At 37.9% G+C, this 21,417-nt stretch carries 17 protein-coding genes and 1 tRNA gene; 11 read left to right on the top strand and 7 right to left on the bottom strand.

The genetic code is table 11. The features are described from left to right. Positions 1–432 precede the first annotated feature (432 nt). The 7 genes from P2W82_RS19235 (at position 433) to P2W82_RS19205 (ending at position 7,027) form a co-directional block, all read left to right on the top strand. The gene (locus tag P2W82_RS19235; protein ID WP_336517558.1) at positions 433–2,100 is read left to right on the top strand and encodes a serine hydrolase domain-containing protein; all 1,668 of its coding nucleotides are present in this window, start codon (positions 433–435) and stop codon (positions 2,098–2,100) included. An 86-nt stretch (positions 2,101–2,186) separates the two neighbouring features. Next, positions 2,187–2,270, top strand: a tRNA-Leu gene (locus tag P2W82_RS19230). Positions 2,271–2,430: 160 nt separating this feature from the next. Beyond that, a complete protein-coding gene (locus P2W82_RS19225) occupies positions 2,431–3,018 on the top strand; it encodes a hypothetical protein (protein WP_336517557.1) in 588 nt (195 codons plus the stop codon). Then, complete coding sequence (locus tag P2W82_RS19220) at positions 2,999–4,027, top strand: ParA family protein (RefSeq protein ID WP_336517556.1); 1,029 nt, start codon at positions 2,999–3,001, stop codon at positions 4,025–4,027. Before P2W82_RS19225 ends, P2W82_RS19220 begins: the two co-directional genes overlap by 20 nt. 3 nt (positions 4,028–4,030) lie before the next feature. Next, the gene (locus P2W82_RS19215; RefSeq protein WP_336517555.1) at positions 4,031–4,834 is read left to right on the top strand and encodes a hypothetical protein; all 804 of its coding nucleotides are present in this window, start codon (positions 4,031–4,033) and stop codon (positions 4,832–4,834) included. Positions 4,835–4,984: 150 nt separating this feature from the next. Further along, a complete protein-coding gene (locus P2W82_RS19210) occupies positions 4,985–6,208 on the top strand; it encodes a hypothetical protein (protein ID WP_336517554.1) in 1,224 nt (407 codons plus the stop codon). A gap of 24 nt (positions 6,209–6,232) precedes the next feature. Next, positions 6,233–7,027 (top strand): HNH endonuclease, encoded by a 795-nt coding sequence (locus tag P2W82_RS19205; protein ID WP_336517553.1) that lies wholly within the window; start codon positions 6,233–6,235, stop codon positions 7,025–7,027. 170 nt (positions 7,028–7,197) lie between these two features. Here the strand turns inward: P2W82_RS19205 and P2W82_RS19200 are convergent, their stop codons facing one another. From P2W82_RS19200 to P2W82_RS19170, 7 genes are all read right to left on the bottom strand, one after another. Beyond that, complete coding sequence (locus P2W82_RS19200; RefSeq protein WP_336517552.1) at positions 7,198–8,187, bottom strand: hypothetical protein; 990 nt, start codon at positions 8,185–8,187, stop codon at positions 7,198–7,200. Between the two features lie 156 nt (positions 8,188–8,343). Continuing rightward, entirely contained in the window at positions 8,344–9,909 is a 1,566-nt protein-coding gene (locus P2W82_RS19195; protein ID WP_336517551.1) for a phage/plasmid replication protein, II/X family, read from the bottom strand. Then, positions 9,906–10,202 carry a helix-turn-helix domain-containing protein gene (locus tag P2W82_RS19190; RefSeq protein ID WP_336517550.1) on the bottom strand — a complete coding sequence of 99 codons (297 nt, stop codon included), beginning with the start codon at positions 10,200–10,202 and terminating at the stop codon, positions 9,906–9,908. Before P2W82_RS19190 ends, P2W82_RS19195 begins: the two co-directional genes overlap by 4 nt. Before the next feature lie 74 nt (positions 10,203–10,276). Further along, the gene (locus tag P2W82_RS19185) at positions 10,277–10,714 is read right to left on the bottom strand and encodes a hypothetical protein (RefSeq protein WP_336517549.1); all 438 of its coding nucleotides are present in this window, start codon (positions 10,712–10,714) and stop codon (positions 10,277–10,279) included. Between the two features lie 8 nt (positions 10,715–10,722). Continuing rightward, positions 10,723–11,949 carry a site-specific integrase gene (locus P2W82_RS19180; RefSeq protein WP_336517548.1) on the bottom strand — a complete coding sequence of 409 codons (1,227 nt, stop codon included), beginning with the start codon at positions 11,947–11,949 and terminating at the stop codon, positions 10,723–10,725. Positions 11,950–12,376: 427 nt separating this feature from the next. Next, positions 12,377–12,640, bottom strand: a complete 264-nt coding sequence (locus P2W82_RS19175) for a hypothetical protein (RefSeq protein WP_336517547.1) — start codon at positions 12,638–12,640, stop codon at positions 12,377–12,379. Positions 12,641–13,696: 1,056 nt separating this feature from the next. Continuing rightward, on the bottom strand, positions 13,697–14,902 hold the full coding sequence (locus tag P2W82_RS19170; RefSeq protein ID WP_336517546.1) for an MDR family MFS transporter: 1,206 nt from the start codon (positions 14,900–14,902) through the stop codon (positions 13,697–13,699). 260 nt (positions 14,903–15,162) lie between these two features. Between P2W82_RS19170 and P2W82_RS19165 the strand changes: the two genes are divergently transcribed. The 4 genes from P2W82_RS19165 (at position 15,163) to P2W82_RS19150 (ending at position 20,884) form a co-directional block, all read left to right on the top strand. Further along, positions 15,163–16,350, top strand: a complete 1,188-nt coding sequence (locus P2W82_RS19165; protein WP_336517545.1) for an MFS transporter — start codon at positions 15,163–15,165, stop codon at positions 16,348–16,350. Positions 16,351–16,672: 322 nt separating this feature from the next. Continuing rightward, positions 16,673–17,197 (top strand): hypothetical protein, encoded by a 525-nt coding sequence (locus tag P2W82_RS19160; RefSeq protein ID WP_336517544.1) that lies wholly within the window; start codon positions 16,673–16,675, stop codon positions 17,195–17,197. 183 nt (positions 17,198–17,380) lie between these two features. After that, complete coding sequence (locus P2W82_RS19155; RefSeq protein ID WP_336517543.1) at positions 17,381–18,133, top strand: DUF481 domain-containing protein; 753 nt, start codon at positions 17,381–17,383, stop codon at positions 18,131–18,133. Between the two features lie 363 nt (positions 18,134–18,496). Continuing rightward, positions 18,497–20,884 carry an ABC transporter permease gene (locus tag P2W82_RS19150; protein ID WP_336517542.1) on the top strand — a complete coding sequence of 796 codons (2,388 nt, stop codon included), beginning with the start codon at positions 18,497–18,499 and terminating at the stop codon, positions 20,882–20,884. Positions 20,885–21,417 lie beyond the last annotated feature (533 nt).

Below are 21,417 nucleotides of genomic sequence, written 5' to 3'. Positions count from 1 at the left end.
AGGGCCGGATCAAAAATGTCGTGTTGGAATTAAACAAGAAGACAGGAAGGCATTTTTTTGAAGTACGAAGTGCGGGTTGTGAAGCATGAAGTAGCATCGCCCGCGGCGAGCGGAACAGCTGTAATGCGGAGAACGTCTAAGGAATACACGAAGCGCGCCGAGAAAATTCTAATAACAACCACAATCGAAAAAAGCGAAAAAAAACAAACTTCTCCGCCCTCCGCAGTCTGTTTCTCAGGTCCTCCGCGTTATGCATTTGAAACTCGCCGAAGGCAAAATCCCAAGCACCAAGTTGTTTCTGGTTCGTGGTTGAAAGCTAACTTTAGCAATTGCAACTATCTGCGAAAGTCCGCGTGTAATCAATCTGCGAAAATCTGCGGGACAATTTGGTGCATAAATCTGAATTGCCATTTTTTGCAATAAATTCATGTTATGCGAAAAATGAAATTTTATCAACTGATAACAACATCTGCATTTTTATTTTTGCCAGCAATTCATTTTGCACAACTATCAGATAGTACAGTAAAAAAGATTGACGCGCTTTTCAAAAGTCTGAATAACAAAACACCAGGCTGTGCGGTTGCTGTTTCAAAAAATGGTGAAGTGATTTTTCAGAAAGGATATGGCATGGCCAACCTGGAATACGATATCCCCATTACGCCAAAAACAATTTTCCATATTGCATCGATATCGAAACAGTACACTGCCTTTTGCATGCTCCTGCTGGAAAAAGAAGGAAAACTTTCCCTGGATGATGACATCAGAAAGTACCTTGAGTATATACCTGACTTCGGATACAAGATCACGATACGTCATCTCATCAATCACACCAGTGGTCTCAGAGATCAATGGCAGTTGCTTGCAAATGCAGGCTGGCAACTCGATGATGTGATCACACAGCAACAGATCATCAAGGTCATCAGTATGCAGAAGGATCTAAATTTCAAGCCGGGTGATGAATACATGTACAGCAATACCGGCTATACATTGATGGCGGAGATCGTAAAAAAAGTTTCAGGTCTGACTTTACGTGAGTACACCGATAAAAATATTTTCAAGCCATTAGGAATGCTCGACACGCATTTCAATGACAATTATAAAGAGCTGGTACCCAATCGCGCTTACTCATATTCACAGGCGCCCGGCCGTTTTGAAAATGCAGTATTAAGTTATTCTACTGTTGGAGCAACAAGCTTAATGACCACAGTACTTGATCAGCTGAAATGGATGAACAATTTCGCGACAGGCGCAGTTGGAGGAAAGGATCTGATCGAAAAGATGAAAGTGCAGGGCATATTAAATGATGGAAGAAAAATTCTGTATGCAAATGGTGTTGTTGTCAATGAGTATAAAGGATGGAAAACCGTTGGTCATAATGGAAGTGATGCGGGCTTTGCTACTTATGGCGTAGTTTTTCCTGAACTTGGACTTGATGTGGTGATGTTCGCCAATTCTTATTTCAACGATCCTGGTGATAAATCTTTCAAGCTGGTGGATATTCTTGTAGAGCAGAAAAAAGGTGCAGCAACCGCTGCAAAAATTGTAAAAACAGACAGCAGCTTTCAGAAAAAATTTGTCGGAAGATTTTATTCGGATCGGGATGACTTGATGAATATCCGCTGGCAGGATGGAAAATTAAAATGGGGAACCTTCGTTCCCAACCGCGATATGTTCCTGAACAAAACGGGTGATAACAGGTTTTCTGTCGCCGATAATGGCACCGCTGTGATTATCGATCCGAAAAAAGTGAGAGACAGCGTACAATCGTTTTTACTACAGACGCCGGACAAAACGATTGAAATGAAACGTTTGCCTGCAGGACCATGGAACGATCTAAAAGATTTTCCCGGCAGGTACTATAATAAAGAAACCGAAGCTTTCTATACGGTTGTTTTGAAAGACGGGCTTTTGAATATGGAACACCGGAAATACCCCACCCAGATCATGCGTGCCGTCGCCCCGGATCAGTTTGACCTGAACAGCTGGTGGATGGATCATATTGTTTTTTTAAGGGATGCTTCCGGGAAAGTCACTGGTTTTGAGGTCAATTCCGACCGCGTTGTCCATCTGAAGTTTGAAAAGGTGGATTTTGGCAAATAACCTGGCCGAATTAGCATCCGGGAGCTGCAGAAAATAAAGCCAAACTCCCTATATTTGCACCCCTGAACATAAAACGTTCACCGTTAGCCCAGGTGGTGAAATTGGTAGACACGCTACTTTGAGGTGGTAGAGCCGTAACTGGTGTGCAGGTTCGAATCCTGTCCTGGGCACATAGATAAAACACACTCCCTTATTAGTCAATGACTTATAAGGGTTTTTTATTTTCAGGGGCCTGCTAAGGGGACGTTAGATACAGGTTAATTTTTCAAAATTATAATAATCTAAATCGCATAATCTTAAAAAACTCTATTTTGTAATTAGATATAACATATGGAAGTAAAAAACGAAGTAAACTTAGAAGCATTTAATACAATTATTGCTGCATTAAAAGAACTGGATTCAGAGCTTCAGATCAGAACTTTAAAATCAGTTCTAACATTATTAAATATAGATGTAAGTGAGGTTACCCACAGATCCAGTTCAAGTTCGTTAATAAACACAATCAATACTGCAATAGCAAAATCATCTGAAAGTAATTTTACTGATAATCGCTCCGCGTTACCGAAGGAGTTTCTTAGGGACAAATCTCCTAAAACTGATTTCGAAAGAATTGCTTGCTTAGCCTATTACCTAACGCATTTTCGGGACACTCCTCATTTTAAGACAATTGATATTAGTACTTTAAATACAGAAGCAGCGCAACCTAAATTTTCTAACGCTGCTGCTTCGATGGAAAATGCAACTAAGGCTGGAATTTTAGTGCAAGCGACGCAAGGGCGTAAACAATTAAGCGCAGCAGGAGAGCTTTTTGTAAGAGCACTTCCCGATAGGGAAGCAGCCAAGGCTGAACTTTCTAACATTAGATTTAGGAAAAAACCGAAAAAAGTCGCAAACAAAAATGTCTCCAAAGCCAAGTAGTCGGCTAGCTAAAATAGAAACACGACATCCCGCAGCAAGGCTAACATTGTATAACCACAAAGGAGGTGTAGGTAAAACTACTTTATTAGTAAATATCGCTGCAGCTTTAGCAAAAATTGGTAAAAAAGTTTTATTAGTGGATACGGATCCACAATGTAATCTGACTTCTTATTTAGTCAATTCTGAGGTCGTCGACAGATGGTTGGAAGAATCAGATAAACCAAACGGTTCAACTATTTGGTCTGCAATTAAGCCGTTTTACGAAAGCAACTCTGATTTTAAGAAAATTAAAGCATACGAGAGAAGAGAAAATGTATTTCTAATTCCTGGTGATATTAAGCTTTCAGATTTTGAACAGGAGTTATCTGATATATGGATTGAGTGTCTACAAAGGAAAGTCAAAGGGTTTAAGGGTGCCGCGGCAATTAGTCAAATCGTAAATGAGCTAGCTTGGGAAAACGAGATTGACTTTATATTCTATGATGTTGGTCCAAACATCGGTCCTCTTAATAGGGTGGTATTAATGGATTGCGATTATTTTATTGTGCCTGCGGCATGTGATTTATTCTCAACGAGGGCTTTGAAAACTTTAGGTCACACAATTCAAAAATGGATTTCGGAGTGGCAAATTATAACTGCGTTGGCACCAGATGATGTACCCCTACTTCCAGGTAAACCTTTTTTCCTTGGTTATATTCTACAAAGGTTCCGTATGTACGGCGGCGTCATAGCTAGTGAGTTTTCCACCTTTGCTTCGCGTTTAGAAAAAAGTGCATATGCAGATATTTCTCAAGTTTTAAGAAAAGTAGACAAGAATTTAGCAAACGCGTCATCGACGGCAAATAAACTTGGGCAGGTTAAAGATTTTAGTAGTCTCGTATTACAATCACAGGAAGAAGGAGAAGCATTTTTCGAAGTCTCAATTGGAAATCCAGATCAAAAACGGCTCGCCAAGATAGAATTCACTGCAATTGCAAAGAAAATTGTTTCTGAAACTGACATTTTTTAGAATATGTCCAGTAGCAAAAAAAAAGCAACACCAAAATTACCATTTGATTCGCTAATCGATCATTTTAAAGCTAATCTTTACCTTTTTGAAACGACTTTAACTCAAATTGAAGGTTTTGTTTTAAAATACCCACAATTCATCGACTTAATACACTCATATAAATTTAGAGTTAAAGATCCTGAGCATTTACGTCAAAAACTAATTCGAAAGCAAAGTGATGCAAAAGCTAAAAAATTACCATTTAATATTACAAAGGAAAAACTCTTTGAAGAAGTAAATGATCTTGCTGGCTTTAGAATAATCCACTTGTTTACTCATCAATTTGAACAAATCGACAAGACATTAAGAAAAATATTTTTAGAAGAAAAATGGAATATAATTGAAGTTGAAGCTAAAACATGGGATGAAGAAACCAGTAGATATTTTCAAAGCATTGGAATAAATGTCGCTAGTAAACCTAATTTAAATCTCTATACAAGTGTGCATTATATAATTGCACCCAATCGAAAAACGGGCATTACCTGTGAAATCCAAGTTAGAACATTGGCAGATGAAGTTTGGGGTGAAGTAGACCATCAAATAAATTACCCTTCTAAATCACCAAGCGTTTCATGTCAAAATCAAATAAAAGTTTTGGCACGTTTAACATCTAGCTGTAGTAGGCTGATTGATTCAATATTTAACACACACAAAGAATTTGTGGGAAATGGAGATAAAATCAACATTCAGAGTAACCCAAAAAAATCTGCTAGCCGGAAAACCAAAGCGGCTAAAAGTAGTACTAAATCAACTGTAAAAAAACGATAAATTTAATCAAGTCTAAATACGAAAATCGATTGATACAATAGCATTTCGTTCACCCCAATTCTTAGACGTCGACATTATAGAATGTAAAATGGCTATTTTTCCAAACGTATCAGCCCACATGAAACTTCTGAAAAATAGCGTCAGAGAATTATGAATGTTTATTTATTTGGCCAACAGGAGGCACGATTGACATTTAACCAGCTCATTCAAAAAATGACCACAGAGATTCATGAAAAATCGAATGACTATGTTGTTAATGTTGATTCGCAAGAATGGAAAAAATATTTTATTGATAAATATGAGTTTACACCAATCGAAGTTTTTCCTGAACAAATCAATAGCGTTTATAAGGGAAAAACAAAAGCAATTATTCAACAGTTTGGAGTAAAAGTTGAAAGGGAAGTTTACAATTTTGAAGTGAAAATTCCATTTACTGGCTCGTCCTTTTTGTTTTTACTGAAGCCATCAATTTGTCATCTGAATTACCCACAAGTTGAAATTCCCGACGGAAATTCGGGTTTTATTACAGGTAAAATTGATTTGATAGAACAAGATGCAAACAAATTTGAATATTTAAGAGAGGATTTAGTGAATGCAATCATCGCGAACATACCTAATATCAACAAAGATGTTACCGAATTCAATTTACGAATAAGAACAAATTTTGATAACGAATTTCTTAAAAAAAAAGAAAGTGCCTTACAGGAGCAAAAATTCTTTGAAACTTTAAATATAGATATAGATAGGACTACAGAAACAATATTGAAAATTTCATTTGATGAAAAGAAAAAAATTCCAGAACCAATCATTGATAAAAAAACAAATAAAAAATACAATGCCAATAACCCAATACTTGACGATAAATTCTACGAGGATGTGCTGGAAACTATCAATACTTTCTTTAAATCGGTAGAAAAGAAGCCTTCAATCTATAAAACGAAAGATGAAGAAGCACTACGTGATTATGTGTTGCCTATCCTTGAGACCAGATATCTAAACTCTACAATTACGGGTGAAACATTTAACAAAGGTGGAAAGACAGATATCTTAGTAAAATACAAAGACAATACGAATCTTTTTGTGGCTGAATGTAAATTTTGGAAAGGAGAAATGCTTTTTCACGAAACTATCAATCAGCTTTTTGATCGATACTTGACATGGAGAGACAGTAAAGTTGCAATTATTTTCTTTGTCACTAATAGAGAATTTTCAAAAGTACTTTCAACAATAAATAACAGCGTAAAAACCCATCCCTATTTCGTAAGGGAAAATGGAAGCCATGGAGAAAGTTCATTTTCATATCTTTTTCACTTCCCGGATGATAAAGGCAAATACATCCAAACTGAAATAATGTCATTTCATTTCCCTACATAATAATTCTAATATCGAATATCTTATATGGCCTATGCAATAATAGTAGAAAATGACATTTCAGAATGGAAAGATGAAACTGGAGTAAAATATCATTTCCCATTTCGCTACTTAAAATATCTGCAACCTGGAACAAAAGTTGTCTATTACAAAGGAAGAATTACAGACAATAAATTCCAAAACAAGAGACTTTCTCCAATACCCCATTATTTTGGAATTGCAGAAATCGGAAAAAACTACAAAGATTACGAAAGCGACAAAAACGATTTCTACACAGATATTTTAGGATTCAAGCAATTTGAAAAAGCAGTTTCAGCTAAACAGGAAAATGAATATATCGAATCAATACCTGCAACAAGAGCGACTAACTATTGGAGAGATGGGGTACGGCCTATAACAGAGGAAATATATAGCAGCATCTTGAAATTGGCTGAGTTCGATGCAAAGCTGGAAACAAATTTTAATGATTTGGAGTTTTTAAATGGTTTCCAATCAGATCACATTGAAGGCGGGAAGAAACTCCGTTATACGTCTTATTATGAAAGAAATTCAGCTGCAAGGCAACAAGCAGTTGAAATCCACGGATATTCATGTATGGCCTGTGAATTTAATTTTAAAGATGCCTATGGCGATTGGGGTGAAGGATTTATTCACGTACATCATACAAAGCCAATATCGACAGTGCAAGAGAAAACTAAAGTTAATGCCAAGGAAGATTTAATTGTTCTTTGTGCTAATTGTCACTCTATGGTTCATAGAAAAAAGGATAGTCTTCTTTCGCTTAAAGATCTCAAAGCAAAGCTTAAAGCAAATAAAATTTAGAGAGCTCTTAAAACCTGGGACCTTCAATCTTACCAAATCATCCTCCGTTTGTGGGTACCAAAGTCGGTTATGTCTTTTTCACCGACTTTGGGCACAAACACAAAAAGCTTTAATGTATGTACCACATTTTAAATTGGTACTAAGATTATTAAATACCTTATAAGGATAAACTACTGTTCAAGTTTTTCTTTTTCTAAAACATAATGCAATTCTGCAGGTTCCATTTTACTTACTTCAATAATTTCACCATTTTTCTTATCTATTTTATACTTAATATTTTCTTCAAAAGGAATGCTATTTAGAGTTGGTTTATCAAAACAGACAAATTTATATCTTATTAAAATCGTAATGATATCACCGTATTTTTGAAGTTTTTCCTTGTCCAAATACAGCTTAAAATCCTTCGACCTAGAAGGTAATATTGGTGCAAAAACAGAGTTTAGCACAACAAAATTTTTATCTGACATCGGGTCGTCACCCAAACTAATTTTTGTTCCACCGATCTTTATAATATCTTTCGGAAGTCCAGTCCTATAATAAACTGCACAATCAAAATCCTTAACGATTCCCGAGCGAACTCCTGTATTTATAATGTTAAAATGCCAATACGCATCATGTGAATCTGTGCCATTAAATTGGGGATTATCTACAGATAATTGAGGCTGATTGGCGATCATTTCAGCCTGTAATTGCTTATTTAAATTAGCAAGTACCTTAGTTAATGTGTTATTACTTTCCGCAGAATTTGCAAGCAACTTTTTAAGCTTATCAATTTGATCGGAATTTTGAGAAATTTGATCGCCGGCATTAATATTTAATACTCTTGTTTCAAGCACGATATTTTCGAGACTTATCCTATGCTCAACAAGCTCTTTTAATATCTCAGATAAGCTATCAATTCTCACACTCTGACTAGCTAATGCTCTGGCTTGAACCATAGAAGCCTCGCTTAGCCTATTTGCAGAACCAGATAGCGTAATTGATTCCCTCGCTAATTTATTAGAGGTACAAGTAAGCATCACAGCTACTATTGAGAGAATTATTGTAAAAGGTGCTGAAATAATACCCGCAATCCAACTAAACTTTTCCAGTCGCTCACCGTTTCTAGGCGCGGGGGTGTTTGAAGGCGGCGTTGCTGAATTACTCTGATTTTGTTGCATTTCTTTTGATGTTTACATGTAGGTTCTTGTTATGAATTTAAATAACGACTGTGATATAAATAGCGTCATTTACGAAAAAACGACTTGTTCTCTGTATAACATAGAACAAGTCGTCTCACCGTGAATCAAAATCGGCTATTACGCGAGATTTTACCCCTAACCGAAGAACACAGTATTTCTTCTTAAAAACTGGGGTGAAAAGGTGGTTACCCCATGATACTCTCGTAAATCCAAAGGCGCATCAGGGATACTATCGGGTGTTAGCGGAATCAAATTATTCTCAAAAATGCCAATTTTCCTGAATCTGCTTTTGTAGCGGAATAAGGTTGCCCTTGATAAAGAATTGAATCGACCAACCTCTTTAAAAGACCCAATCCTCCTCACATCCTGATAAAATCGGATCATTTCCGTTTCGGGGAGTTTTGTCGAATGATTGGCATTGTAAAATTGAATGGCCTGGCGGACTTTCTCATCGGTTTGAAGCTCCTTGACTTGAAATTGTCTCATAAAGTCGCAAAGCATGTCCATACACCATAGTAATAATGGCTCTGTGAACGGCGCCTTATCACATTTGTAGTCGACCGTTTTTTCATTATAAATGTTGATCAAATTATCGACATCCAACATAAAAAATGTTTTCTGAGTAAATAGACTACTTACATAGCGTTTGATTTTCCGTTCCTCCGGAGATATTTTTTCATAGCTGTAGTTTTTCCTAATTACCTCCTGCTGATCAGTAGTTGCCGCGCCTATCTTTTTTGCCAATCGATCATTCCTTTGTTCTTTTCTCAAAACATCGTTGTAAATCTCGAAATATCGTTGAAAGTGACGGCAGTTCTTTCTAAAAAGGTGCTTTTTATGCAAAAAATTCAGCTGCGCATTACGAATAGTTATTTCGTAGCGTAAAATTCTATTTGCAAAAGACTGCAACTTCTCAGTATCAAAATAATTTGACTTCCCCCTCTCGTTGTATTTTTTATGTTGTTTTTGATCATTTTTCTTATACTCATCACCCTTCATGTAAATCTTTGCTGAATATCTATTCGTTTTGTACATGATAGTCGTCGTGTATTTTTTAAGATCATCATCAGAAAAATATTCATCGCGTTCGCCATCTTCATTTCGGGAGTATTTTTTTGTAATTCGCTTTTGATACTCCAGGTATTTTATAACATCGTCATGATTTTTAAACACTTGGTTGAAGCAAACATCAATTCTATTGATCTCGACATCTTTAAAATCCACCGGGCAAAACAAGAATTCATTTTTGAAAAAAAACTTCAGAAATTTTTGGAGCAGGTTAAAAGATCGACGAATATTATATTCAAGGTTAACATTCATATGAAAGGAATAATTCTTATCACCAAAATGCTCCACAAACATTAAAATATTTGTGCCGAACACGTATTTAGGAATGGAAAAATTTAATTCGAGATAGTTATTTGTATAGTTAACAAAATAAGTCAACTCATAGTGATTGGAAGAATTCATATGCTTTGCAACCTTGGATTTTACCAGGAAATCTTCAGTCCTATTCATTCTTAGAATGCTTATAAATTGCTTTGGCTTACGATAACCAGATTTTATCAAGCTCAGCATTTCACCTCGATCAACAACTCCTAATTCGGTTGTAAATCCGTTCCTATCCTGTACATCAAGATTTTTGATTAGAGTTGAATATTTAGCTATATCATGAATACGGAGAATTACAGTATCAATCATATTTTAGTTTTTTTAAACTTGTTATTAGCTAATGATTGAACCTGGGTTTCAACCTCGTCAAGTTTGTATAGTACCCTATTCCCAATTTTGTAGGATTTCAATAATCCCTGTTTTGTCCATTCAGCTAAAGTTGGCAAAGAAATCTTTAGAATTTCGGCAACCTCAGTCCGGGATAAATAGCCTGGTGAATTTGCGGCATGACTAGGGAGCACTTTGAGACGAGCGTCAATCACTTCCTCAATTCGAGAAAGGAAGTCAACTGGAGATAAACCAAGAAAAAGAATTTGCTGCATAATGTTTGTTTTAATTATGCAGCAAAATTGTGTGAACAAAAAATGTATGTAGGGGGGCGCAGTAGCCTACATTTTTAAAAATCTTCCGGCATCGAACTTAATATTTCTTCAAAGTGTTGCTCCAAAGGCTTGACACCTAACTGGTTCATCTTTTCAACGATTTGTTGATAGTTCTGTCTAGATTTGAAGGAAGCTTTTGATGAATTCCGTTCTGTCAGATTGGTTTCAATGTTACTATTGTGCGCATTAATTAATGTAGATAGGATCTTTGAAATATTCTTTTGTGAATATTTTTTATCAAATAAAAACTGAATTATACCCAGTTCATTAAGTAATAAAATTTTTGCCGCTCTTGTAAGTTCACGATTCTCCTCGGGTTTTATCTGGGCAAATTCCAGGTCATTCAGCCTCATATTTATATCCTTAAGGAAAAAATTGAGTTCAAAAGTTGAATGCCTTATATCCCCTACTGTGTACTTGTGTTTAATTGGGTCTATTCCTTTATTTTCCATATTGTACTTTAGTTAAAAAATGGGTGTAGAATTAATTTATTGGCGTTGTCTTCCTGGCTTATCTTGATGTATTTCATAAAAGACTTTTCAGTCCTATGACCAGTAATCTTCATTATTGAAATTGTTGGCACATTATTCAGAAATGCATTTGTAGCAAACGACCTTCTGGCAGTATGAGTCGTAATTAGTTCAAATTTTTTAAATGATTCATTGACCTTGACACCTCCTTTAGTTGAATTGATCATTACATTCTCGTCAATCCCTGCGCGCTCTCCGACCTCTTTTAAATATTCATTCATTTTCTGATTACTCAATATCTGTGGCGGACTACCATCGTATTTTTTGAGTATTTCCTTTACATAGCTGTGAAGTGGAATTATTACAAGTTCTCCTGTCTTCTCTGTTTTAATCCTAATTTTTGACCAATCGTCGATTAAATTTTCCGTTTTTAGTTGCTTCAAGTCAGAAAACCTCAATCCCGTATAACAAGCAATAATGAAAGAATCTCTAACACGTTCAAGCCGTGGTAAAGTTTGCAAATCGATAGCGTATATCCTCTGAATATCATTTGTTGTTAAATAAATGTTCTCAGAGCTTTCCTCCATCGTTTTAAATCGTCTATTTCTATATTGAACATTGTTCGTTAGCTTTCGATCTACGGCTTCATTCATGAAAAGTTTAAGGTTTTTGATAAGCGTTCCTATGGTGTTAGTACCGTACTGCTTTACCTCGATCAAGTATTTTACATAATCATCGTAGAAATCCAGGTCAATTGACTCAAAATGAAGAATCCTTTTTGAGTAGCTTTTGAATTCCTTTAAATTTCTAATTGCCTGCCTCAATTGACGTTTTGTGCCTGGCTTTCTGTTTGAATTGATAACATAGTCTTCAGCAAAAGTCACCACGTCTTTAATGCTTTTAGTATTGTCTTTACAAAGGAATTCATCTAAAGGCAACCGTAAATTCTCAGGTGTGGGAACGGTCTTATCATTAATCAAATTTCTAAAGCGATTATTGACCAGTGACTCAAGGTTCATTAAAATACTATTGAATTCGGCGTATCCTGGAAATTGCCTGGTCTCCTTTGCTCTTTGCTTCTCCTCATTCCAAAATTTAGGATGAATTTTTTGTCGGGTTGAATACTTCAACTTATGACCATCAAATCTATAAATGAGATACACCAAGGTTTGAGTGTTGGAAGTCGGCTCTTTCAAAATAAAAGTAGCATTCGGCATACGGATGGTTTGTGCGCAAATGTAATCGTCAAAGCAATACGAGGGGACGTCCTGGGGGACGTTTTATTTTAATCTATTCTTATCTCAGTTAATTTAGATATGTAGTTAACTATATTGTAAATCAATTAACTAAGAAAAATCAAGCAAATCGAAATTAAGGCGGAAAAGGTCTTGGTGACTTCTGTCCTGGGCACAATACCCCGATATAACAAAATTGTATCGGGGTGTTTTATTGGTAGATAACGACGGGATCATCTCATCTGTTTAATATCTCCGCCGAAATAAATTGTGATTCTATTTATGACATTGACTTAAAGAGAAAAACTTTTGTACTATAAAGTAGCGGTAAATTTCACTTCAGATGCAGATCTCTAAACTACTACTGCCATGGAGTAGATCAAAGTTTTTAAGGTCCGGAAAAAATCAATTACTTCATAAGTGTCTCAATCAATGAAACCTGGTTTGTCAAACACCAGTGCTCAATAGCAGAAGCAATTTGCCGATCCAATGAATCATCTATCGGAAATCTTAATGTACAATTCTCCTTGTCAGCGTAAAACTTCCGCGGTTTGAAAGTCTCGTCACCATCTACTGATCGCACAACATAAACCACATCCGGCAGCTCAATTCTGTCAACCAAAAAATTATTCTGCCGACCATCGACGAAAACCGCAATTTTAAACGAGTCCATGTACTGAAGTTAAATAGCCCCGAGCTCATGTGACAACACAGAGCATCGGGGTGTTTCAGAAGAAAAATCATTCTACTGCATGTATTTGGTAAAAATGATGCCCGAAGAAATTTGAAAATCTTCCCTAAACCGAACCTTCGGGTTAAGTACAAAATCCACATTCGTTAAGTAAAAAAATTCCGTAATGTGGAAATCACTCTACAATTGATATGGTGTGGTGTAAAATAACAGGGAAAGTGATCCTGATTAAATTCAGCTAACGATCTTTAAATGCCACGTCATCTGGTAATAAAAGAAAAATGTTTTTCAATCTCCTGAATAATACTTTCAATGTAGTCCGACAATTCATCTCCCACGATCAGGCCTCGCATGTTATTATCTAAAATATATTTAGGTATGCCACTTAATAATTTAGGGCGATCAAAGAATTTTGATCTTTCCCGATCCCTGTTATACAATCATACTTCCCCAGTTGATAATCCAAATGCACAATCTGGATAGCAATCTCACTACCTGATCTCTTACGCGAGTTTTAATCTGTAAGAAAGAACTCGCATGTGCTGTTTGTGTCATATCGTATGATTACGTTACTATGGCACAAATTTTACATTAGTGTTAACGGTTTTTCATAGGAATTGGAACTCCTAGCCGGCTGGAATGTCTATTCCGGCTTACCATAGGTAATAATTTAGTATGAGATCCGCGCCCGACCGAGAACGAAACTACCAACCACAGAAAGCATTGGCCCAAGGCTGATGCTTTCTTTTACCCTAAACCCGATGATCAGCACCTGAATAACTTTATACCACAATCAGAACTTCTCACATTATCTGTGAAAAGCTTATAGAAGTAAAGGCCGGGCTTACACCTGGCCTTTTTAACATCAATGGCATTACATTTTTATCTGAAGTTTATCTCTCTCTTTAAATTTTCACACGATAGCGAAAGACGGAAATTTCTATTCCCGCCTTTTCATTTTAGTATCGGGATAATATGGTTGACTGCGGTTTTAATCTAACAGAAATACTGACGGTACTTTATCTCTTTGATACATCGCTACCCTACCCCCTTGAAAAGTGTCCTGACTCCCAGCGCTGCGCCGATGCAAACCACGATCAGCACAACCCATAACACATTATAACTGCTCTTCTCTGCAATGAAAGCTCCACCGGCAGGACCGATAATCTGTGCGACGGCCCAGGTTAAAGCATAGGCTGCAGCATAACGGCCGCGGTTATGCTCGTTTGCCCGCTGTACAACGATGGTGTTTATGAAAGGAAGCGTAAGCATTTCACCGACGGTCAGCAAAATGATGATGAGAAACGCAATGACCATTGGCGTAAAACCTGGTACAAGCAGCAATACAAATCCTCCCGCACTTAACAACATTCCTGCAACGATATAAAAGGAAAGAGTTTTCCTGCTTTGCAAATGCTGCACCATCACCATTTCAAAAACAGCGATGATGATACCATTCAATCCGAGGATAAAACCAATGCGGGCCTCGCCGATATGTTGTACTTCTTTCCAGAATAACGGCAACAACCGAAATACGAGGAAGAAACAGGTGATATATACCGTTACCATGAAAAGAAATTTCAGGAAGAAAATGTCTTTCCATGGAGACATTCTTCGCAATTCATTTTTATCCGGTTTGAATTCCAGTGGCGATTTTTTTTGCTGGGGAAGCAATAGGAAAATCAATATCCCGACGGTTATATAAACGATCCCTTCAACCCAAAACAAAAGGTGATAATCAATAGCAGCAAGTATACCTCCAATTGTACTTCCGAGGCCAAAGCCGATATTAACAGCAAGGCGATTTAATGAATATGATTTGGTAAGATTTTCAGGTTTAGAATAAGACGCGATGGCGGTGAAGTTAGCCGGTCTGAATGCATCAGTAACACATCCCGCAAAAACAGCGATTACGCAAAGCAAATAAAAACTGGAAACAAGACCGAACAAAATAAATAAAATACCACTGATGAGTGAAGTAATAATCTGTACTGGTCTGAAACCAATCTTGTCTGTAAAATATCCCCCCGATGCAGATCCTGCCACCGCCCCTACACCAAACAGCGTGATGATGAGACCAGCATCGGCTATGCTTCTATGTAAGATGTGCGTTACATAGATACTCATAAATACCACGGCCATAGTTCCTGATCTGTTGATCAGCATCACAAGGCTCAGCAGCCAGTTTTCTCTGCTCAGACCGCTGAATGCTTCTTTATATGCATTGATAATTCTTAAAACCATTGCTCATCTGGTCGTTTAATCCTGTCCTGTCATAACTGACTTCAATTTCGATTGACTTTGATTAATGCAATCCGTTTGCAGAAGGCAAAGATTTGGAAAAATATAACCGGATCCATTGTATTGAAAAATAAATAACCATGCGAACTAAGTTAAAGAATAAGTTTGCCGGCGTATGATGATATTATTCCATTTTCTAACAGGTATACACTGTAAGAAATTTTTTCAATTAAATTATACTGCGAAAATGTAAATAGCCTGGCATGAAAAAAATCACCCTGCTGATAGTGATCTATCTCGCCTTTATCAGTCTCGGATTGCCGGACTCGTTGCTGGGTGCAGCATGGCCGGAAATGTACCAGGGCCTGGCTGTGCCTGTTTTTTATGCTGGAATAATCTCGATGATCATAGCAGGTGGCACAGTTGTCTCTAGTTTCTTCAGCAGCCGGATCATTAAACGTTTCGGAGTTCCGGCTGCAACAACACTCAGTGTTTTTATAACGGCATTGGCACTACTCGGTTTTTCATACTCGTCGCATTTTATTTTTCTATGCCTGCTTGCAATACCACTTGGCTTAGGCGCAGGTTGTGTTGATGCAGCTTTAAATAATTACGTGGCTCTGCATTACCAGGCCCGACACATGAACTGGCTACACTCCTTTTGGGGCATCGGTGCAGCCATAGGTCCGGTAATCATGTCGGGATACCTGGCCCAGGGCAAGTCCTGGACGAGTGGATACAATACTATCGCATGGATACAATTGAGTCTCGTTCTGATTTTGATAATTTCAATTCCGATATGGATCATCGATAGAAAAGGACCGGATTCAAATGATCCTTCAGAAAAAGACCATTCGTTAAGGACAGTTTTGAAAATTCCAGGATTAAAACAAGCATTGGTTGTTTTCTTTTGCTATTGTAGTATTGAAGCCACGTTCGGATTATGGGGAGCCAGCTACCTGGTGTTCGTAAAAGATTTTACACCGGAAGAAGCCGCAAAACTGGTTTCGCTTTACTATGCCGGTATAACTTTCGGGCGTTTTGCATCGGGATTCATGACTGCAAAATTCAGTAATCGTCAACTTGTTTATTTGGGACAGAGTTTAATTATCGCCGGGTTGATCGTACTGGCAATACCATTCCGATCAACATTAGCGCCGGCATTCTTCCTCATTGGTCTGGGCTGCGCGCCTGTTTTTCCCTCGCTGTTACATGAAACTCCACGAAATTTTGGAGAACAGCATTCTCAAAAGATCATGGGCCTGCAGATGGCCTGTGCCTATATCGGAATTACATTTGTGCCGCTGTTGTTTGGCAGACTTACCGATTGGTTCAGCTATTCCTCGTTAACCTGGTTCATCGGGGTTTTGCTGTTGATAAAAATTTTTATGGTGTACGAATTGAACAGAAAGACAGACTCAGCCAAACGATTAAATCAATTAAAAGTCTGACAGGTCTCTGCAATACGTAATCATATAAATTTTTTACATTCAACATCCGGCTTTTATACAGCGCAGAATACATGTGGCATATAAAAAAAGCTTCCAAAACGACACCGGCTTTTCAAATACCGTCATCGGATAGGCGAACCTGGAATCACTCAGATATTCAAAATAAATATGTAATTGGATCAGCCAGGATAGCAAAGGATTTTTGTACATTCAGAATACAAAAGACAAAAGGAAAAGTTAGCGGGCGGCCTTGTTTGACTTATACCGGTTGCCTTTAAATATCCACCTGCTTCCGATCAAGTTTAGCCGAAATTTTCAGCATATGAAAAATACACTCCTTCTCTTAATCCTCTTATTGGCAAATACAGCTTCCGCACAAAAAATCGTTGAAGACAAAAAAGATGATTTTAAAAATATCCAGGTACAGCGTACTGACTGGAATAAGATCATCGAGAAAATGCAGGGCCCGGTAATTTATGTCCGGATTGCCAAGCTTGATACTACCTACTACCTGGAAGCAAAGGTTGCGTATAATTCCAGGGAAGGATTTTCTATTTCGAAAGGCGCGGAATTTCTTTTCAAACTGGCCAATGACACAACTGTTGTGTTAACAGCAATGGAAACCGCCATCGCGATGAAAGGAGCGGTAAAAATGGGAATGGCCGCACCGAAATTGTTTGGTACTCAGGTGCAATATTTATTGACTAAAGATCAGCGCGATAAACTTCGGAAAGCCCCTATAGTAAAATTCAGAATTTACAGAACTGATGACTATGACGACCAGGAAATCAAAGAAAAATTTCAACAGGTTGTTCAGGAGCTTTTGTACCTGTTCCCTGAAAGATAGCCGGGGATCATATCAATTTGATAAGATCGGTTACCTGATATTCTGATATTACCCAGTAATTAAGAAAGAATCATTTCTAATACTAAATAATTCTTACAGGTTTCTGCAGTTTATTTTTCAATCGGTATTTTCGCAAATTATTTTAATCATCATTTTAGTACCGTAAGAAAAAGTACCTGCGTTTTGAAATTTTCTCTTTTCATTTTACTGTTGTTATATGTACAGGTTTGCCTTGGGCAACAAGCCGATTCAACAAGGCTCGACTCCACTGTTTATGAGTTCCGTCTCAATGCCATGGGTTCTCTCAACCAGACTAACAACAACAAAAATTATTTGCTTAATAATTCAGGAAGATTTTCCATCAAGGGCAAGTATGTTGGTGTCAATTTTAATGCGGTATATGTCTACGGGCAATCTTCGACTGCAGTCACCAATAACGATTTCAGTACTTCTGTTGATGGCGATTTCAACAGGCGAAGATCAAAATTTTATTACTGGGCACTCGCGAATTACTCAAAGAGTCTTTCTTTAAAAATCAATAACCTCGTACAGCTCGGCGCTGGCGTGGCTTATAATTTTATCGAAAATGAAAAAAACTCACTCAATCTCAGTGAAGGTTTGATTTACGAATACGATGATCTTTTTCGTGGCACTCCGGAAGACAAATACAGTACAATCCGGAATTCCCTCCGTCTCCGTTTCAAGTGGACGATATTCAGTTCTTTGAAACTCGAGAGCACAAACTTTTTTCAGAATTCCTTGCAGTATGGCGATGACTATATTATCAGATCAAATACGGTTTTATCGTTTCAGTTGAAAAAATGGCTGAGCATTACTACTTCAGTAATTTATAATCGGTTCAGTCAGACCGACCAGGAAAATCTGCTGATTACGTATGGGGTAAGGATGGAAGGGATGACGAAGAAGTACCGATAAGTAGTAAGAAGTAAGTAGCCTGCCGGCAGGCAGGTAAGTAGGGAACAGCCGGCGATTGCGATTCATGATGAGTTATTTTCAACTACAAAACGCAAAACGAACAGCCAGGATCTTAGCGAAGAAACACCGGATTACACACCCAATGCTATAACTAAACTTCCAATATCAGCCTTTAAATTATCACCTAATCACTTCTAATCTAAAACCTGATTCCGTACTCTCGTTGTATTAGAAACGTACATTTACAAATCAATACATATCATATATTGCTGACTATCAATCTAATGCAAAGGTGGCATTTCCTTCGCTTAATATCCTGAAGTATTTTTATTTCCACAAGAAATTCGAACAAAAACACGCTGCATGTTCAGAAATTATTTAACCATCGCCTGGCGCAACCTGACAAAAAACAAGCTGTACAGTTTTATAAATATTGGTGGACTTTCTGTAGGCTTAAGCATGTGCATGCTGATCATGTTGTATGTAGCGCACGAAATGAGTTTTGATCAGTTTCATAAAAAGGCCAATCATATTTTTTACCCCGTAATGAATATCCAGGCTGGTGATAGAAATCTGTCAGTGGACAGGATGAGTTTTGAAACAGGGCCGATGCTGAAAAAAGCCGATCCGGAGGTCGAAAGTTTTTTACGCATCCGGGAATTCAATGAAAGAAAGGTTGTAGAAAATCTAAGCGACCCGGAGAAAAAATTTACGCAACAGAATGTCATTCTTGCAGACTCGAATTATTTTGAATTCTTTTCTTTCCGTTTGCTGGAAGGAAACAAAAGCAGTGTTCTGACGCGACCTTTCACCGCTGTGATCAGTGAGCAGCTGGCAATGAAATTTTTCGGTGAGCCGAGACCAATAGGTAAGCTTTTAAGATTCGATGATAAATACAATTTTGAAATAACCGGCATTGTTGAAAATACGCCATCGAATTCAAGTTTGAATTATGAATTCATCGCATCTATGTCAAGTATCATGGGCATGGATGGTGAAAATAAAGACTTGTTTAACGGCAAAGTAGATGCGGGTTCGTTCAGAACTTTTCTATTATTACAGAATACGGATAAAAAAATAGCTACCTCAAACATCTTACAACGGTTGTCAGGAAATGGCGATAGCAAGTTTGAAAAATTCAATTTCACATTGAACTCACTCGTTAACCGTCATCGCGATTACAACATGGAAGCGAGTGTAAAATATGGAACGCTTTTTTCCTGGGTCGCCGGATTGATCCTGTTTCTGGCCCTTGTTAATTATATGAGTTTGGCAACAGCACGTGCAACGGTCCGTGCAAAGGAAGTCGGTGTAAGAAAAGTGATGGGCGCAGATCGTGGAAACTTTGTGAAGCAGTTTTATACAGAATCATCTTTGTATGCTGTGATTGCTTTTTTACTGGCAGCCTTCCTCTTTGTCATACTTCGACCTGCATTTTATCATTTTCTTCAGTTGAATGTCGATGAAAATTTTGTAAGGAGCTCTTACGCTTTAGCCATTTTTGCTGGGCTGTTTATTCTGACGATAATTATTTCAGGTAGCTACCCTTCATTTGTACTTTCAGGGTTCAATCCTGTTTCGGTTTTATATGGAAAGCTGAGCACACAAAAAGGTGGGGCGATAATCAGGAAATTTTTTACGGTTCTTCAATTCTCAATAGCTGTTGCCTTGATCATCTCGAGTATAATGATTTACCGGCAAATGGATTTTCTGCGACATATGGACACGGGCATGAACCGTGAACGTGTAGTGATGATTCCTTTTCAGAAAAACATCAGTGAACATTATCTGGCATTCAAAAGAAGTGTGGAAAATACAAAGGGCGTTCAGAGTGTTTCCATGGCCGCAGCTCCATTGTTCGGCGGTATTGATATGAGTACAGCGAATTATGGCAATTCCGGAGACAATCCCTTTGTCTCACAGATGTACATCGATAATAATTTTCTTCGAATGCTCGATATGAAATGGAAGATAGCTCCCGTTGATGAACAGCAAATCACTGCAAAGAACCACATTGTTGTCAACGAATCCATGGCGCGCAGAATGAGATTGCCAGTAAACCCGATCGGAGAACAATTGATCGTTGGCAGAGACACGGTGACTGTTGCAGGCGTATTGAAAGATTTTAATTTCAGTTCACTCCATTACAAAATCGAACCGCTATGTCTCACTGTTCTGCACGATACCAACCCTATCTGGTATGCAGATAATGGCGATTGTCTTTTTGTGAAGATCAGTCCGAATACAAATATTCCCACGCTACTCGGCGACATAAAGAATATCTACGACAAGATGGATAAACAAACACCATTTGAATATCATTTTGTCGATGATGCTTTTGATGCACAGTATCGTGCAGAAAACAATATGGCGAAAATTTTTGCGGTGTTTACTGCTATCACCATTTTTATTGCTTGTCTTGGTTTATTCGGACTTGCTGCATTTTCTGCATCGCAAAGGAGAAAGGAGATTGGAATAAGAAAAGTGCTGGGAGCGGATGTATCGGGGATCATTACTACGATTGGGGTCAGTTTTATAAAACCAGTAATTGTTTCCATTATCATCGCGATACCGCTGGCATGGATGTTCGCGCATCAATGGCTGCAGGATTTTGCGTTTCATACCAATGTGAGTGGATGGGTGTTTATATTGTCAGGATTGGTGGTATTGTTTATTGCCGCCGCGACGGTGAGTTTTCATGCGATAAGAGCGGCGGTAGCGAATCCGGTGGAGTCGTTGAGGACAGAGTAGACGGTAGACAGTAGGAACAGCCAACTCTTGTGGGTTTTAAATAATTTTTGGGCAGAAGGCAGTGGGTAGCGGGCAGTGGTAACAGCCGACTCTCGCGAGATTAGTAATTATTTTATTTACTAAGAATTCCTAGTCCTAAAGACATTCTAATATAAAAACTTCCTCCGCACTTCTCTGCGGGCTGTTTCTCTGCGAACTCCGCGTTCTGCATTTAAAACTCGCCGTAGGCGATTCTACTTCGGCTCATGTAATCGCCTGCGGCGAGTTGAACAACCGGAACGCAAAGGACGCGGAGAAATACACCCAGAGATACGCGGAGCAATACACGCGGAGTTTCGGAGAAAAACAATATCGTGGATTGAGCAATTGAGATTCGCGTTAACTAATAAATAAGAGCAATAAATAATTATCAGAAATTCTAAAAGCACTCTAATATAAAAACTTCCTCCGCACTTCTCTGCGGGCTGTTTCTCTGCGAACTCCGCGTTCTGCATGTAAAACTCGCCGTAGGCGATTCTACTTCGGCTCATGTA

Source organism: Pollutibacter soli, from assembly GCA_029269725.1.
Classification (GTDB): domain Bacteria; phylum Bacteroidota; class Bacteroidia; order Chitinophagales; family Chitinophagaceae; genus Pollutibacter; species Pollutibacter soli.
The sequence above is the reverse complement of the archived record's forward strand: the minus strand, read 5'-3'. Positions and strand labels throughout refer to the sequence as shown.

Excerpts from the sequence above, each read along its gene's own strand:
- P2W82_RS19170 (WP_336517546.1), bottom strand. The coding sequence starts at position 14,902 with ATGGTTTTAAGAATTATCAATGCATATAAAGAAGCATTCAGCGGTCTG.
- P2W82_RS19200 (WP_336517552.1), bottom strand. The coding sequence starts at position 8,187 with ATGCAACAAAATCAGAGTAATTCAGCAACGCCGCCTTCAAACACCCCC.
- P2W82_RS19150 (WP_336517542.1), top strand. The coding sequence starts at position 18,497 with ATGTTCAGAAATTATTTAACCATCGCCTGGCGCAACCTGACAAAAAAC.
- P2W82_RS19175 (WP_336517547.1), bottom strand. The coding sequence starts at position 12,640 with ATGGACTCGTTTAAAATTGCGGTTTTCGTCGATGGTCGGCAGAATAAT.
- P2W82_RS19185 (WP_336517549.1), bottom strand. The coding sequence starts at position 10,714 with ATGGAAAATAAAGGAATAGACCCAATTAAACACAAGTACACAGTAGGG.
- P2W82_RS19225 (WP_336517557.1), top strand. The coding sequence starts at position 2,431 with ATGGAAGTAAAAAACGAAGTAAACTTAGAAGCATTTAATACAATTATT.
- P2W82_RS19180 (WP_336517548.1), bottom strand. The coding sequence starts at position 11,949 with ATGCCGAATGCTACTTTTATTTTGAAAGAGCCGACTTCCAACACTCAA.
- P2W82_RS19165 (WP_336517545.1), top strand. The coding sequence starts at position 15,163 with ATGAAAAAAATCACCCTGCTGATAGTGATCTATCTCGCCTTTATCAGT.
- P2W82_RS19215 (WP_336517555.1), top strand. The coding sequence starts at position 4,031 with ATGTCCAGTAGCAAAAAAAAAGCAACACCAAAATTACCATTTGATTCG.
- P2W82_RS19210 (WP_336517554.1), top strand. The coding sequence starts at position 4,985 with ATGAATGTTTATTTATTTGGCCAACAGGAGGCACGATTGACATTTAAC.
- P2W82_RS19220 (WP_336517556.1), top strand. The coding sequence starts at position 2,999 with ATGTCTCCAAAGCCAAGTAGTCGGCTAGCTAAAATAGAAACACGACAT.
- P2W82_RS19190 (WP_336517550.1), bottom strand. The coding sequence starts at position 10,202 with ATGCAGCAAATTCTTTTTCTTGGTTTATCTCCAGTTGACTTCCTTTCT.
- P2W82_RS19235 (WP_336517558.1), top strand. The coding sequence starts at position 433 with ATGCGAAAAATGAAATTTTATCAACTGATAACAACATCTGCATTTTTA.
- P2W82_RS19205 (WP_336517553.1), top strand. The coding sequence starts at position 6,233 with ATGGCCTATGCAATAATAGTAGAAAATGACATTTCAGAATGGAAAGAT.
- P2W82_RS19160 (WP_336517544.1), top strand. The coding sequence starts at position 16,673 with ATGAAAAATACACTCCTTCTCTTAATCCTCTTATTGGCAAATACAGCT.
- P2W82_RS19195 (WP_336517551.1), bottom strand. The coding sequence starts at position 9,909 with ATGATTGATACTGTAATTCTCCGTATTCATGATATAGCTAAATATTCA.